Source organism: Moritella viscosa, from assembly GCF_900120065.1.
GTDB lineage: Bacteria > Pseudomonadota > Gammaproteobacteria > Enterobacterales > Moritellaceae > Moritella > Moritella viscosa.
Genome location: NZ_FPLG01000112.1, coordinates 37,464 through 53,021 on the forward strand (window position 1 = coordinate 37,464; position 15,558 = coordinate 53,021).

12 protein-coding genes are annotated in these 15,558 nt (G+C 39.2%); all 12 read right to left on the minus strand.

Annotation, left to right across the window (positions count from 1 at the left end; genetic code table 11):
- Positions 1–2: 2 nt before the first annotated feature.
- Positions 3–629, minus strand: coding sequence for an EAL and HDOD domain-containing protein (locus tag BT797_RS17795; RefSeq protein ID WP_045110718.1), 627 nt, complete (start codon positions 627–629; stop codon positions 3–5).
- A 191-nt stretch (positions 630–820) separates the two neighbouring features.
- On the minus strand, positions 821–3,757 hold the full coding sequence (locus tag BT797_RS17800; protein ID WP_052678333.1) for a multiheme c-type cytochrome: 2,937 nt from the start codon (positions 3,755–3,757) through the stop codon (positions 821–823).
- A 91-nt stretch (positions 3,758–3,848) separates the two neighbouring features.
- On the minus strand, positions 3,849–5,324 hold the full coding sequence (locus tag BT797_RS17805; protein ID WP_075473058.1) for a hypothetical protein: 1,476 nt from the start codon (positions 5,322–5,324) through the stop codon (positions 3,849–3,851).
- Positions 5,308–5,916 (minus strand): hypothetical protein, encoded by a 609-nt coding sequence (locus BT797_RS17810; protein WP_045110716.1) that lies wholly within the window; start codon positions 5,914–5,916, stop codon positions 5,308–5,310. The genes BT797_RS17805 and BT797_RS17810 overlap by 17 nt, the downstream gene beginning before the upstream one ends.
- Positions 5,906–7,348, minus strand: a complete 1,443-nt coding sequence (locus BT797_RS17815) for an FAD-dependent oxidoreductase (RefSeq protein WP_075473059.1) — start codon at positions 7,346–7,348, stop codon at positions 5,906–5,908. Before BT797_RS17815 ends, BT797_RS17810 begins: the two co-directional genes overlap by 11 nt.
- A gap of 91 nt (positions 7,349–7,439) precedes the next feature.
- The gene (locus BT797_RS17820) at positions 7,440–8,276 is read right to left on the minus strand and encodes an FTR1 family iron permease (RefSeq protein WP_045110714.1); all 837 of its coding nucleotides are present in this window, start codon (positions 8,274–8,276) and stop codon (positions 7,440–7,442) included.
- Between the two features lies 1 nt (position 8,277).
- Complete coding sequence (locus tag BT797_RS17825; protein WP_075473060.1) at positions 8,278–8,760, minus strand: hypothetical protein; 483 nt, start codon at positions 8,758–8,760, stop codon at positions 8,278–8,280.
- Positions 8,761–8,926: 166 nt separating this feature from the next.
- Positions 8,927–10,948: a hypothetical protein gene (locus BT797_RS17830; protein ID WP_075473061.1), complete on the minus strand. Its 2,022-nt coding sequence runs from the start codon at positions 10,946–10,948 to the stop codon at positions 8,927–8,929.
- Between the two features lie 105 nt (positions 10,949–11,053).
- On the minus strand, positions 11,054–11,719 hold the full coding sequence (locus BT797_RS17835) for a DUF2982 domain-containing protein (protein WP_075473062.1): 666 nt from the start codon (positions 11,717–11,719) through the stop codon (positions 11,054–11,056).
- A 24-nt stretch (positions 11,720–11,743) separates the two neighbouring features.
- The gene (locus tag BT797_RS17840) at positions 11,744–13,807 is read right to left on the minus strand and encodes an ATP-binding protein (RefSeq protein ID WP_075473063.1); all 2,064 of its coding nucleotides are present in this window, start codon (positions 13,805–13,807) and stop codon (positions 11,744–11,746) included.
- Positions 13,804–14,508 carry a proteobacterial dedicated sortase system response regulator gene (pdsR, locus tag BT797_RS17845; RefSeq protein ID WP_075473064.1) on the minus strand — a complete coding sequence of 235 codons (705 nt, stop codon included), beginning with the start codon at positions 14,506–14,508 and terminating at the stop codon, positions 13,804–13,806. Before pdsR ends, BT797_RS17840 begins: the two co-directional genes overlap by 4 nt.
- A gap of 119 nt (positions 14,509–14,627) precedes the next feature.
- Positions 14,628–15,296, minus strand: coding sequence for an START domain-containing protein (locus BT797_RS17850; RefSeq protein ID WP_075473065.1), 669 nt, complete (start codon positions 15,294–15,296; stop codon positions 14,628–14,630).
- Positions 15,297–15,558: the final 262 nt, after the last annotated feature.

The following is a 15,558-nucleotide window of genomic DNA, read 5'->3' on the forward strand; positions in this document are numbered from 1 at the left end:
AATTAATTAACGTTAATTATTTCTAAATTAGGTTTATTAATGTCGTTTAGCACAATTTCAGGTTCTGCAAACAGATAGCCTTGAAAATATGTACTTTGGAGTTTTTTAGCTTGTTTAAATTGCTCCTCAGTCTCTATTTTTTCGATCAATATACTAATATCATGTTTTTCTAACAATGGTATTAATTCTCTTATTTCGTTAAATGAGGTGAGGGTAATATCAAACTTAATAATATCGACAACACCAAAAAATGGTAGCCAATCTTCAGAATAAATAAAGTCATCCAGTGCAATCGTAAACCCATCATCTTTTAACTTATTTAACGCTTTTAATACTGCCTGTGTGGGTGGAACATCTTCAAGCACTTCAATTACAATGGGTTTATTAATGAGCTTCTTGGGTAAACCATTCAGAATACTTTTCTCCGTGAAATTAATAAAGTAAGGTTTGTTATCAACAAGTTTATCGATATTGGAACTCAATAAATGCTCATGAACCAATCGCTCTGTTGCAATCTCAGCATTAATAAGTGGAAACGTATTTTCTAAACTATCCCGATATAAAAGTTCATAAGCCACTATGTGACGGGCACGATTTACGATCGGTTGCTTAGCGATATATGCGTGCATAGAGGTTACTTTATTTACAAAGACATCTATAAGCTTATGCATAATTATCAAAAAGGCGAATTAATTAGCAAATATGGGTAAAAACTCAATATTATGTGTGAGGGTTTAGTTGGTACTACGCGGAAATACTGCTGTATATCGAATAAATAAAGCCGTAATAGTCTTACTCATTATTACGGCTTTATTATATCTTATCTCTCTTGGAATACCTTGGTGACTTTATTTAATTCAATCACATCGGCAAAAGGAATATTCTGCTCAGGGAAAGCTGCTTGTACCTTACTTGTTAGCGGCTTCGAGAAGGAGCGATAATTAATTTTTGCGATGACTGTGATTGGATAGCTGATATCTTCAGGCAGTTCAAATGATTCAACACGTGTTTCATCTGGAGAAATACGGGTATCTGCTAGAATTTTCTCAACGCGCCAAAACTTAAGGCCAACGGGTTCGCCATGCATGTAACCGGATTTTTTAGCAAACACACGGCTATCTTTTGGTAAGAAGCCATCGTTTAACTGACCGCTAACCAAACGTTCCACGCCTTTACTATCCGTTACTACGAGATCAACCCATACCTGACGACGCGCACCGCCTGGCATTTTATGGCCGGTATTATGGTTTGTTACTTTGACTTCAATATTACGGCCATCTTTGCTGGTTTCAACGTCGAGTAGTAGGGCGTTACGCAAGATATCACGACTGAGTTTTCCATGCTCTTTAGAGCGCATATCAGAGAAGTAATAGTTACCACCAATAAAGTTATGTGCAATCAAGTTGGGCTTAATTGGACCATTATCTGTGGCTTGTCCTGGTACCTTGTTATCAAAATCAGTCATATCTAAGCGCATGTGACAATCGATACATGTTTTGTTCTGCTCAGGGTTGTCCGGTGCGTTAAATCTAGATGCTTGCCATTCGCCATAATTGTTATTCACATTAGCACCTTGGCCGGGGGTGAATTCATTATGGCAGGTTGCACAATATAATGAGCTCTTGTACAGTTCTGGGTTTGAATAGCTGTCTTTATGCTGTTGTGGTGATGCATTTATCTGTGCTTCAGCAGCGAATTTTAGCACTGGGTTGTTAGAGAACTCAAACAGGTACTTAGCACGATCTTTTAAGTTAACCGTAAGGTCAGTATTACCGCCAGCGTCTTCCGCTTTGGTGATTCGATGACAGAAAACACAACTGGTGCCAGTTTCATCAACGGGTAGGCCTTCTCTTAGTGCATCACGTAGGCTCTGCCCCTCTTTTTCATACATGCTATTAAGGTGAGTTAATGGCGCTGTATTATTATTTAAAATGGTTTGTGGGGCATGACAACCACGGCATAAGTTTCTAAATGGTTCACCTTCTGCTTTTGCTGCTAGGTTTTCTTGGAAACGGTAATAGGGACTATCCATGTGCATACCATGGTTCGAGTCTGACCACTGCTTATAGAGGGTACTATGGCAAGATTCACAACTTGCTGAATTTAACCATTCAGATTTGTGGGTGAATTTACGTTCGTCATCAAAGCGTAACCAAGTTGATAAGTAAGGTAAATTTTCTTTCGTCGTCACGTACATATTCAATGCTGACATTAAGCGTACGATCTCTACAGGTGGTGATTTAGGATTAACTTTTGGTAGTTCTGGTTTTTTCGGGTCGGTTCCCATACCTCCTTGGGTTTTTTGAATCATATCGATATAGGCTTCAATAGGGTCACCTGCGATCATGGTTGCTAAACCCACATGTCCAGTCATGGCATTTTCTTTAACGTCTTTGGTACCGTCGGCTAATAAGTATTTGTTAGTGAAGTTAAAGCCGTCAACATGACAAGAGTTACAGCTCATCCAATAATCACCTGCCATAGCGCTATTTTCAAATTTATCACTATTTGCAAGATTAAAGAGGGTTTTACCCAAACGAAGTTCTGGTGCAATGGGATCTTGGCCAATTAACTGGGCAAATTGGGCATTAACCAGTTTTACTTTGGCGAAGGGACCTTGACCGCTAATATCAAAACTCACTAAATCGTGCGACATGGCGTTTTGCACGTACAGAGTGCTACCTTTGGCAATTAAACTGCGCGGATTTGTACCTGGTATATGGCGATAAATTTGTGTCGCTTTTACACCACCTTGTAATTTAGTACGGCGATGACGTTTAGATTTCTTACCTATTTTTCCTTGACGAGATAAATCAAATACAAGCAGGTCTTCTGAACCCGACAGGGTAATAAATACTTTTTTTCCGTCTTCACGGAAGGCCACGTCATGTGGGTTAGACACAATACGCGTGGTATTGTTGTTCTCAATAATATTTATTTGTTTGAATAATTGTTTACGTTTATCAACTAGTTCTTTTTCTTTACCTGGTGTTAGATCAAGTAACGAAATTGTTGGGAAGACGGTTGATTGAAACTGGAAGTTTTGCGTAAACGACCACAATACATGGGGTAGCCAAGCTTGTGTGCCATCTGGGGAAATAGCAATGTTATCTAATACGCGCGGTTTACCTTGTGGCGTTGCACGAGAGGAATGTACTGGTGTATCAGCAAGTTGAATGATCTTATTTAATTGCAATGTTGGCTGTCGAGTATCATAAATAGATACTTGGCCAGTCATGCTATGGGTCACAAACAAACGACCATCGTTAGCTAATGCAAGACCACGTGGTGTATCAGCAGTTTGTGTTGTTGCGGTTATTTCACCATCAGTTGAAACGGTTATTAGCTGTTTAGCTTCAAAGAGTGTGACGTAGTATTGCTTGTTATATTCATCATAAACAATACCAAACGGGCGATAGCCTGTTTTGATTGTTTTAATTAATTTCAGGCTTTTAGCGTCAATGAGGTAAAGTTGATCAGCAAGATAGTCACTGACCAATAATTGATTATTTATTGGATCTAATGCAAGTCGACGTAAATCTTTACCAAGCGCTTGTTCTGTAATCAATTCACCTGTTTTAGCGTTAAGAATACTGACGCTACCGGCATCCATGTTTGCACTAATAAACTGCGTACCATCTACAGATAGTAATAAACTGTTACTTTTCGTATTTGAATAAATACTGCTGGCATAAAGTGATTGGCTTGTTAATAGTAACAAGGCGAACATTAGTTTAGGGAAAATATTTATATTCATAAATCTACGGCATCTTGGTGGGGGAAAATGATATTACTATTAAGAATCGTTATCATTATATCGCGTTGAAATCATAGTGCAATATTTGTAGCTATGATCGCGGGTTTAAATGATTTAGATCAAAATAATATAGGTGTAAACTTTGTTCGCCAAGAAAGCGGCCTCTAAACAATGCCACTAAATCGCCGTTAACGGGTTTATCAGTACTTCGTTTATCAATATCTAGTTTATTACTGCTTAGTCGCCAGTAGCCTTGCTGTTGTGCTTGGTAATTGCTACTGCTTTGATAATGACGGTCTAAAATTACATGTTGTGACAAGTTATGTCGTAAATTATCAATATTATAATTGCTGATGATGATTTGCTGATTATTTATTGTGTTAAAGAACTGTATTGCTTGAAATACAGGGGCATTTTTTTGTTGGGTGAATTGTTTGATACTGTGATAACCCAGTGTCACGAGCAAGGTAATACTTAATATATATAGAGCAGGTCGAATACGTTGAGTTTGGTAAACGTGTTCCAAGAGTTGCGCGCAGATAATTGGTAGTAATAAGCTAAAAACAGCTAAGTGACGGATATTGTCTGGATTCTGGCCTCGGATGATCCAGGCAAACCAACTGCACACGAGAATACTTAATCCACGGGTTTTTGGTAGATATAAACCAATGGTTAGTATCGAGGTTAATAATATTACCCCGAGAGTGGAGTAGGTATTGGTTAATGTCGTTAGCCACTGACTCAACCGCGAATCTGTTGTACTGGTGGTATTACCCCAAATCGTAAAATGACCTTGGGTGAATCGCTGTCCTTCCTCAATATACGCCCAACCGTCTTGCATGAACACGTAAAGCGCACAAATGATGCCTATCAGGGTAATGCTTAATATCTGCCAACCGAGTTGCTTATAGTTTGAGTACTCCTGATTATTGTAAAAGAGAGCTAGCAGGAGTGCGCTGGCGACTAAGGGTAAATAAGACGGTCGAGTTGCTAAACATGCCGCTAATAATAACCCGCTAATAATCGCGGTGAATGTTTGTATTTGGAAAAGAGACTGTAATACACGATGTAATTTAGTCTTTAATAAAGGGGTTGCACCTAGCGGTAGATGAAAGCGGGTTAATAATAAATATAAGCTAAAAAACCACAGGGCGGAAGCATCTGATAAACCGTTTAAGGCTAATTCTGAAATGTTGCCTTGCAGTAAAAAAAACAGTACTGCGAATAATGCAAATGACTTTATTCGCATACGTTGATAGCAATACATAAAAACACTAAAGGTTAACGCTATTGCAGAAAGGAAACTGAGTAATACATTACTGTTGGGATGTGAACTTATTGCGCTGATAATGCGTTCTAACCAAACAAAGCCAGGATAACCGGGAAAGTGAGGGCTAAATTCTAATACTGAAAAATGGCTTAACGCACGCTGAAAATAAAGCGCATCATCACTGCTAATATCAAAACTATAATAGCTGAGCACACAAAAATAGCCTGCAATGCAGGCTATTGAGCTAATACAGACGGCTAAATCAGCGCACCAAGGTTTATTATTTTTCTGGTGCATCAGGTAATGTAAATTGTAATGCTGCTTGTAAATTAGAGCGATATTCGATGTAACGCGTTACATCTGCTGGTTTTTGACCCACACCAAATACTCCTGGGTTACCAATTGATGCAAGGGCACCGCGAATGGCAATATCGGCCTTTTGACGATTATCAGCGGTTAAATCGGCAGCCAGTAAATCAATAAACAATTTACTTTTTACCACTAACACTTTAGCTACTTGATAGTCATTAATGTTTTGTTCTGCACCGTCGAGACGGCGCATGACTTCTGCTTTGATCGTGGTAATTAATGCTATAGCTACACCTTGCTGATCTTTGTTGGTGATTGCTGTTTGCATTTGCTCATCGACAGCTAGTCCATGGTGTTCGTTGAAATAAACGAATTCTTTCTGCATTGAATCATAGGCAGTTTGTACCGCAGCATAATCATTTGCCGATAACGCTTTTAACAAGGCTTCTCGACCCTCAATTAATGGCTCTTTACCTGCCGCTGCATAAGAATAAGCGAAGCTTTGCGCACTGAATAACAATACAAAAAAGCTTAAGATAAATGATTTCACAGTAATTTGATTAATAAATTTAAGCGACATTTTTTTCCTCTGATATTTTTTTATCATCCATAATACTTTGTACTTCAATCACTGTTTTTTCGTTACGGTGATCGAAGATCTGGCGACGATTATCTTCACCTTTAATGATGCCTTCAGCCGCCATTAAGCCCATTTCCATAGCAGTATCAGTAAAGATGTAACGGAAAGTACCTTGGCGACCAGTCATAACTAAATTATCAAATTGGTGAAGGTGCTTAATTGCAGCTTCACGTTTGGCATTATAACTTACATCCATCATAGGGTAAGCGTACTCGGTGTAAGTGGTAAAGAATTCACCCGTACTTACATCTGGTACATCTAGGTGGTTAAGATCTTGTTTTACACGTTTTAATAGCGTGTTGTTGTCCATGTTCCAAACATCGTCACCTTTGTTACAAGGGATCTCGATCATTACTGATGTTTGTCCTTTGGGAGCCATAAATGGTGAACGGCGACGAGGTTCTTGCAAACGCGTACCAATTAACTCTGGGTCAGAGAGATACTGCCAGGTATTTTGTGACACGTTTTCTGTGGCCATCGGCATGTTGAAAAAGCGTAGCGAGCGATAAGTTAGGCCAGAATCAAATCCTGTTAAAGTACAAACCACAGGTAAAGGAATCGTTCCGACAACGTGATCACAGTTAATTGAGTGTGTCTCACCGTTAAGTTCATATGTAACTGCATCAATACAATTATTACCTTGATTCAAAGCAGTGATATTAGCGCCTTGAATAATATCGACACCTTGTTCTTGCAGTCTTTCTGCAAGTTTGGTGTACATTTGACCAAAGCCGAGTTTAGGATAACGATATTTTTTTGCGTAAGTACGCGGTGTTGCGCCACGCGTTGGGATTAAACGTCGTGCCACATCTTTTAAATCGAGCAAGCTAATACGTTGCGATGCCCAATCAGCAGATAATTGACGTGGGTCGATGCCCCATAGCTTACCGGTATAACCTTCAAAGAAATTTTTGTATAAGGTGGTACCGAAACGAGTTTCAATCCATTCAGCAAAGTTACTGGTGCTTTGTTCACTTGGGCGCTTTTGGAAAGGTAATTTAAATACTAAGTCTACAGCCGCACCGGCTAATAAACTGAGCGGTGCGTTACGTAATAAGTTACCAATTGCAAGCGGGTAGTTGTAGGTACGGCCTTTAAAACGGATCACACTGGTACGCTCTGCATACAGTAGATCATCAGTCATTAAGTCATCGATAAACTGTAATAGTTTCGGATTTTTAGTAATAAAGCGATGGCCACCGTAGTCAAAACGGTATTCACCTTTTTCACCTTGGAAGGTTTGCGTTGCGCACATGCCACCAACAAACTCTTCACGTTCTAGGATAGTCACTTTGTAACCAGCTTGATTAAATTCCCATGCGGCCATTAGTCCGGCTGGACCAGCACCTAAAATTACAATTTCTTTCGACATTATTTACTCAATGATTAATATGCTTTTTATTCTTACATGGCGAACATAAAGATATTGTATTTATGTTCGCCACTCATTTTATTGTTTTGAATTATGCAGCAGCTGCTTTTGTTGGTGTTTGATAACCACGATGCCAGAACACGGTAAATACAGCTAAATATATGCCCCAGATAATCAATGGTAATAGATTAGGTGATGAATTATAACCAAATAAAGCACGTAGGAAAGTACCAAATACGCCTTGATCATCAAGGATATGGCTAATATCAAATACGGCGGTCTGGAATACCGGTAATACATCGGCGCTTTGTAGCATATTGCATGCTGAAGACAATAGACCTGCGGCAATAATGATGATTAATAGGCTTGTCCATTTAAAGAATGCCTGCAGTGGTACTTTACGGGTACCGCGCATCAGAACGACAACCAATACCAGAGAAGCAATTAAGCCCACACTAGCACCGATTAATCCATCTTGTAGTGAGAAATTGCCTTGACCTGAATACATTAGCGCCGAGAAAAATAGGACGGTTTCAAAGCCTTCACGCATTACCGCAAGGAAAGCTAAAAATATTAAACCAAATACATTGCCTGTGGTTAAGATCTCGCGAATGTTTTCTTGCATGTTAGAGACTTGGGTTTTGGCTTGGCGTTGCATCCAAATGGCCATGTAGGTGAGTACCAAGGTCGCAAAGCCTAAAATACCCGCCATTAATAAATTGCGGTATTCATGTGAATCGAACTGGTCGACAACGAACTGGAAAATGAAAGCGACAATTAATGAGGCAATTAAACCAAGTGCAACACCTAGATAGATAAGTTTGTTGTGCTTTGATTGGCCAAGCTTTGCTAAGTAAGAAAGTATAATGCCAACGAGTAGGAAGGCTTCAAGTCCTTCACGAAAAGTGATTAAAAAACTGGCAAACATATTAAAACTTCCTAAAGAATTTGATTACAGTCCAGCGCCAAGCGTGGCGAAGAACAAGCGGGGCAAGCAGCCATGAGCTGTAAAAGTGGATATCTTGCATGAGTATACTGAAGTTATTACCCGTGTTACCCCAAAAAGTAAGGTAGACGCCGGTAAGAGTACAAACAATGAGTAAATATTCGATAATGGTACCGGTTTGACGTAAGAATTTCTTTTTACTGTTTTGAATAAGATTTCGGTGAGACAGCCAGAAACTACCAACAAAAACAGGGAAGATACTGATACCTGCAAGCATATGCATGAGTAGTACGGTACGTTCTACTTGCCATGGAATAGTGATAAATGGCCACAGTAAAAGTCCTGATAGGAACATCAAATATAATATCGCTTCGGCTTTCTTATGATGAAAAGCGAAACGTTTAAAATGAGACTGTAAACGTGACCAGATGTTATCACCGGTTGGGGTTGCTATTTGAACTGACATGATAAAACCTTATTCATATCGACGTAATGAAAACGCAAAAAAGGGCTGAGTTAATCCTCATCCCTTTTTGCAACTTTTATCTTAGTTTCGCAACACTTTCATTAATCAATACATGTTAATTAACAAGTGTGCTACGAGATGGCTTTTCATTGCCAAAAGAGTGAGACTAGTTTGCACTAACCGACACTTTTGCTGCCATAGTTTGTGCTGTACCGTATTTACCGCCAGCAGCTGTTACTTGTTGTACGCCATCATTATCTGAATCGGTAGTTGAACTGTTTTTCAGTAAGTTTTCACCTGAATCACCAACCCATTCTGATAATTGTTGACCACCGTTAACTACTTTCTTGAACCAAGCTGTGTAGCGCTCTGTTAAGTGTTGTAGTTCTAGTGCTGGAACATGCTCGCCTTCTTCATTGGCAAGGTGAAGTATAGTTTCACGTAAACCACCCGAGATTGCCGCAGCAGTTAACGGTGTGTGAATTGTTGCTTTACCTGGTGTTTGTGCCCATGTACCAAGCTCTGCATCAAACATGTTTTTCTCTACCGCTAGGAAGATAGAACGTGCTGCTTGCTTGTAAGTGTTATCTTGTGTTGCTAAGTAAGCAGAAACTAAACCACGGATTGCAGCGAATTGTGCATCAAGTGATTGGTTTTTATCTACTGATTTACCGACTGTAGCACCATCGTATACTAGACCGTTTTTAGCGACTAATGTATTAACGATGTAATCTGCTTGTGCTTTGATTAAACCAAGCGCTTGTTTACCTTGAGGTGTTGCTAAATCAACATCACCGCCGTCTGCAGCTGCATAACCAACAGGTAGTGCATCTTGTGAACGTTGGTAAATAGATAGTGCTACGATGCTGTATGCAGCGTCAAATGTTTCAACTTGTGCATTTTGCTTGCCGTCGTATTTCGTTACAAACGTACCAGCTTTTTTGTTGAAGTGTAAATTTGCTAAGTTTTGGAACGATAGGTTAGCAATGTTGCTTGCAAGAGAGAATGCATCGTCAGCAACTACATTGTTGTTTGTTTTCCCATCGATATTTTGTTTCGGTGCTGCAGCAAATGGCTTGCCATCAAATACAGCTTTAAATGCTGGGTTCTGTGCAGTATTCGCTGTGCGTTGGTCAGTAAATGCATAGAATTCACTTACAGGCCATAATAACATCCAAGTATCACGTAGTGATGATGAACCATCTGTAACAGCTAATTTACCGATGTTATTTACGTTGTTCTTTTGTGTTTCTTTGACTGCTACTTTGTGTGCAAACCAAATTGGGTTTTTAGATGCATCGTAGTCAGGACCGAATTTAACACCTAGGTTCTTACCGTCAAAGCCAAGTTGCTGTTGAAGGATCAGTAGTTTGTCTATTGACATTTCAGTTAAGATCATGCCGTTGAAACCATCGGCAGCAGATACACCAAGACTGTGTTTACCGTCTTGATCCATTGTGCTTGATGTTGCTTCAACTTCTTCATCTGTCGTTGTAACGTGCATGCCACCTAGGAAATCTTGTGACCACATTACTTCTTTAAGGAAGATGCTACCGATTGCGCCTGGGTTTAAGGCTTTATCAAAACTTGCGTTGTCCCATGCTAACGTTTTGTAGTCACGGAAGTAAGCTGGAATTACAGTGTTATGTACCGCGGCTTTACCTGTTGCAGATAATACTTCTAATTCTTCGCCATTAACTTTTGTTGTATCTACTTTACCAGCAAATTCAGGGCTACCTGAAACGTATGGTACCGAGATTGGATACATGTTTAGTGGGATTTCTTCACTTGGGAAGCCTACTGCGCCAGCAAGTGAGATGAAGCGTTTACCTAAGTCAGCAAGAGAACCACCGCGTGCTTGGTTAATCGGACCATTAACTAGGTGAGGACCCATAGTTGATTGGTAGTTTAACGCATACATAGCTTCTTCAGAATACTCGTAGCTTTCAATACCCGCTGCGTAATCGAATGCAGTCGGTTGATCAACTTGGTTAGGATCTAAAACATCGAGGTCTAAGCCTAGTGATTCAGCAAGAGGTTCACCTGATAATTCAAATTCTGTATACGCAAGAAAGTTTGCAGCAGGAGAAAGTGTTTTATCAAGAACTTTTACGCTTGCAGCTTGTGCAGTAAATGTAGCAGACAGTAACGCAGAAGAGATAGCAAAGCAGAGAGCAGATTTTTTCACAGCAAATCCTTTTTATTTTTTATAATAGACTATGTCTTAATGAGAATAGTTCGTATTATCCATATAAATATGTTAATTGCAACTCTAATTGATAATTATTACTATTTATAATGATCTAGAACAATCTGATTTAAACTCGCGTAATAGTTGAACAAATTCTGCTGGTGCACGGTCGAGATCATCGTTCGGGAAGTAAATATCATAACCAAGCGTATTGTGGAGGAATTGCATTCGGTTAATAAACATGGCCTGTAATCCGAGGTATTTGTGGGTTACTTTTATGTCAGGGTAAAGCATATTATCGGCATTACTGTAGAGTGTTGCACTGGGATCTGTGAGCATGATAAGTGCCCTTTGTTCTAACAGTATGTGAGATAAAGTGGGTAATGAGGCGCTATTGATAAGGTGCTCTCGTTGTTTGAGCCGGATACCTATATAAGGTAATTCTTTTAACTCTAATCCATCATTTATCTTTGGTATATCGATGCGTTGTACATCTTGCCAGAGAATAGTAAAACCACCTCGTGAAGTGAAGTAATGAATCCCTTCTTTTGTCAGTGAGAAACGGTAATATACGTCATTAATTTTCACGATCCCAACAATTAACAAGCATATGCCAATAATAAGTGCGCCAGCTGACAGAGGGAAGTAAAGGTAATTATCTGTGTCTGCGGATGTTGTTAACAACGAAACTACACTGCTGAAAATGAACAAGACTGCAATAATCGTCACTGTTATGCCATTACGTTTTGCGATAGGCCGTATTAACATTAGGTTCCTCCTCGCTAAACGCTGTTATTTGTTTTCTATAGGTAATAATAGCTCAAATATAACGCCTTTATCACTGGCTAAGTTTCTTGCATTTATGTTACCAAGGTGGAAATCACTGATTAACTTAACAATATGTAAACCCAAGCCTAGGTGTGGTGTCTCAGATTGTTGGCGTATGGAGACCATTGAATCAAATAACAGCGAGACATTATCGCTACTAAAATGTGGACCTTGATTTTCAATCGTTAATTTTAGTTGTTTATCTTGCTTGGTTAGGACAAAAACAATGGCGTCATTTTCTGGTGAGAAGTCAACGGCATTACTGATGAGCTTATCAAGTAATTGTACGATGAGTTCTGGTGCCAAATTAATAGTATACTCAAGGTTATTATCATACTTTAATTGAAACTGATGACGGTTATAAATCTGTCGATAAGCCTCGATTAATTCTTCTAACATATCATCGAATGGGACGATTTGCCATTGCGCACATTCTAAGCTTTGCTCCAACCTATTCGCTTCACTTAGCGCATTTAATGTTTGGCTTAAACGGTTAGTACCTTGCATTGCGCGTGTGAGGTATTTTGTTGCTTCTGGATCTAAATTTGATAGTTCCAGATTTTCGAGTGATGTTCGAATGACAGCAACGGGTGTTTTTAATTCATGAGAAAGTTTGTCTGCTAACGAAGCGAGATAATTCGTGTATTTACCTTGATTGATGGTTAGTTGTTGCATGACACGAGATAAATCACCGAGTTCGTCGGGCAGTTTACTTGCTTGTGGCACTGCCATTATCTTACCGTCACAATCGATTGCATCGCGGTAGTTTTGTTTCATTTTAACAATACGCCAAGATAGTGAGGATGCAAATGCAAATAAACCAGAAACAATGATGGCGATAATGGTGAAAAGTAGCGTTAATAGCTGATTTAACGCCACGCTTGCTGACAGTAAACTCTGTCGTGAATCTTGCACTGCAACAAAATAAAAAGGTTGGCCATGGATATAAATGGTTTTACTGTGCAGTTGTTTATTAATCGGTGAGTCTTGGTACCAGATTGTTTTTTCTAATTGCTGCGGACGTCGCCAGCGGCCAAGGCTGGTAGGTTCTCGCCAATAAGGTAATGACCCTGAAGTAAATAATTTGTTGTAGATGGTGTGTGTTAACCAAGATGGTTCTTCTTGGATATCGTCATCTTCTAAACTATCGCCTGTTATTTGCTCTGCATTTACTTGCCCAACCAACCAATACTGACTATTAAGTAGATATAAACTGAGACCCGGTTGTATATAGTTTGCGAGTTGCTGATTTAAATCCGATTTTTCACGAACCAAGCTACGCTCGTACGTTGTCGCTGGCTTCGATTTAAAGTGTTGATTTTTTTGTTTGTTATTAAGCACGAGATCAAACCCAATCGCATTGCTTGCTAAGTTAATAGGTATTGCGATTTCAATATTATAATGACCATCTCGCCATAACCAGGTACCCGCATCTCGACTTGTTTTAATTGTTTGGCTCATGTTATGCATTTCTACCCTGCCTGAGCCTTGCGGATTGATCTGCCAACGTGAAATAAGCCCGGTATTATTGATACTGCGAATATTGAGCTGATCTGCGATCTTTTTTGGTTGCATAGGGTTAAAATAATGCGGTGTTAGAGCAGAGGTCTGAATTAAGATGTAGAGTAATTTATCATTTGCAGCTAATTTAAATTTAACTGCTGTGGATGGTTTAGCCTCTGTTGGTAGCCCAGCCACGTAATCATAGGTATTAAGTTGAAACCAAGGTGTGGTTATATTTTCCCAATCACTTTCTTCACCATCAAACCCATCTAATAACATTTTACTGTCAGTGAGCGGGGCGTAATAGTTGCCTTGGTTGGTATTAAGGCTGGGATATTGTGATTGATTAAGCTTACGTTCTATTTGCTGTGCAGCAGTGGTCATTTGCACATCAAGTAACTGACTATGACTTTGACGTAAACTTGTTTCTAAAACGCTCACACTTTGGCAGCCCGCCCATGGTAGTAATAGCATTAAGCTGGCCACAAGTAGTAGTTGGGTTTTTAGACTAAAGTGAATTTTCACTCTATGACCCAGCGATAACCCATGCCGTAAGCTGTTTTTATGGCGTTGAATTCGCTATCAATGTGGCTAAATTTCTTACGTATTCGTTTGATGTGCGTTGTGATCGTATTATTATCTAATACCACATGTGCAGCATCCATGAGCTGGTCTCGGTTTTTAACTTGACCTGGGTGCTTAGCAAGTGTGTGCACAATCCAAAATTCGGTTAAAGTGAGTATCACAGGCTGATCTTGCCAGTAAGTTTCAATACGTTCAATGTTAATGCGCAATGAACCTCTACTGAGTACTTGTTCATCTGCGGATTGTGGCTTTTTTAGTGCTTGAATACGACGAAATAACGCCGAAACGCGCGCCAATACTTGATGAATACTGACGTCTTTTGTTAAATAATCATCAGCTCCAAGGCGTAATGCTGAGATCTCATCTAACTCGCTACTACGCGCGGTTAAAAAGATAATTGGAAGTGTCTCTGATAATTGTCGTAATGTACGACAGAGCTCAAAACCGCCTTCGTATTCATCTTGTAAACCTACATCAATAATCGCCATATCAGGTAATGCAAGGGTAAAAGCTGCGAGTGCGTCTTGGCGGTTATGAAAAAGTGAAACCCGATAGCCAATGCGTTGTAATGTATCGCGATAATTTTCTGCGATATTGATTTCATCTTCAACGAGGGCAATATGTAATTGTTGTTTTATCATTCGGACTAACTCATAAATCGATAACAGGGAGGCACTTTTATATAATCCTATGTTAACAAGGATGAAAATATTAATACAGCTTTTAGCAAGCTTGTCGATATTATCATCCTTGTTATGTTTTATTCATTCGCTGGAGGTTCACTAATGTGATCGAGTTGTTGTGATTGTAGCTCAGGTTTAGTAATAATTTTACGTAGATTGAGAAGGGTATAATATGGTGTGTCGACGACAGTTGTCGTGGCGATCATACTTGGTACACTTCCGGCTGGGTCTAAGAATAATTGGTAAGTAACTTCGACAATACCGTTATCTAGCGGTATAAATTGCCATTTACCTTGGAGGTCTTTAACACGTACATAGTTATCATCATTTGCTACTTTATCAAAAGCGGATGACAGGGTAATAGTGACTGCATAGCTGTCTTTATCTTGTTGTGTTTCACTATCAATAACAAAGTCGCGGTCTGTAACAGGCCAAGGTGCATTATTGATGCTATAAGACGTTTTTTTAGTTGCGGATGCTTCATCAATAAATTTGAATTCAATACAGTTATACATCCATTCACACGCTAAATCAGCATTGTTGAGCAACGCGATAAACGGTGTAATTCGAGATTTAATATGGGTGGTTGCTTTAAATTCTTTAAAATCACTATTACTGTTTGGTTTTAATCGGGTATAAACTTTAATGTCATTTTCTTCGTCATACTTTTCTAATTCCCATTCAGAGGCTAAAACGCTTGTGGTGCTGAAAAACATGGTCATTAGCAGTAATATATAATATTTCATTTTGTTTTCTCTTCTCTATCAAATAATGAGTATGTATAACCACATAGTATGTCGTATCGATGGATATTAAATTGGCTTACATGACATTGTGTTATAGCTTTTGATTTTATTAGAAATAGAGAGAAATGTAGTAGAAAGATGAGTGAGGTTATAAATTAAAACCAACACCGTAGTAGGGGGCCACAGTGCTGGTTTTATCTATATTCATAAAGAGTATTAAGCTACGTCAGCTTGTCTTATCCAGACCCTGTAAATGATTCTG

Excerpts from the sequence above, each read along its gene's own strand:
- pdsR (WP_075473064.1), bottom strand. The coding sequence starts at position 14,508 with ATGATAAAACAACAATTACATATTGCCCTCGTTGAAGATGAAATCAAT.
- BT797_RS17795 (WP_045110718.1), bottom strand. The coding sequence starts at position 629 with ATGCACGCATATATCGCTAAGCAACCGATCGTAAATCGTGCCCGTCAC.
- BT797_RS17825 (WP_075473060.1), bottom strand. The coding sequence starts at position 8,760 with ATGTCAGTTCAAATAGCAACCCCAACCGGTGATAACATCTGGTCACGT.
- BT797_RS17815 (WP_075473059.1), bottom strand. The coding sequence starts at position 7,348 with ATGTCGAAAGAAATTGTAATTTTAGGTGCTGGTCCAGCCGGACTAATG.
- BT797_RS17835 (WP_075473062.1), bottom strand. The coding sequence starts at position 11,719 with ATGTTAATACGGCCTATCGCAAAACGTAATGGCATAACAGTGACGATT.
- BT797_RS17850 (WP_075473065.1), bottom strand. The coding sequence starts at position 15,296 with ATGAAATATTATATATTACTGCTAATGACCATGTTTTTCAGCACCACA.
- BT797_RS17805 (WP_075473058.1), bottom strand. The coding sequence starts at position 5,324 with ATGCACCAGAAAAATAATAAACCTTGGTGCGCTGATTTAGCCGTCTGT.
- BT797_RS17820 (WP_045110714.1), bottom strand. The coding sequence starts at position 8,276 with ATGTTTGCCAGTTTTTTAATCACTTTTCGTGAAGGACTTGAAGCCTTC.
- BT797_RS17800 (WP_052678333.1), bottom strand. The coding sequence starts at position 3,757 with ATGAATATAAATATTTTCCCTAAACTAATGTTCGCCTTGTTACTATTA.
- BT797_RS17810 (WP_045110716.1), bottom strand. The coding sequence starts at position 5,916 with ATGTCGCTTAAATTTATTAATCAAATTACTGTGAAATCATTTATCTTA.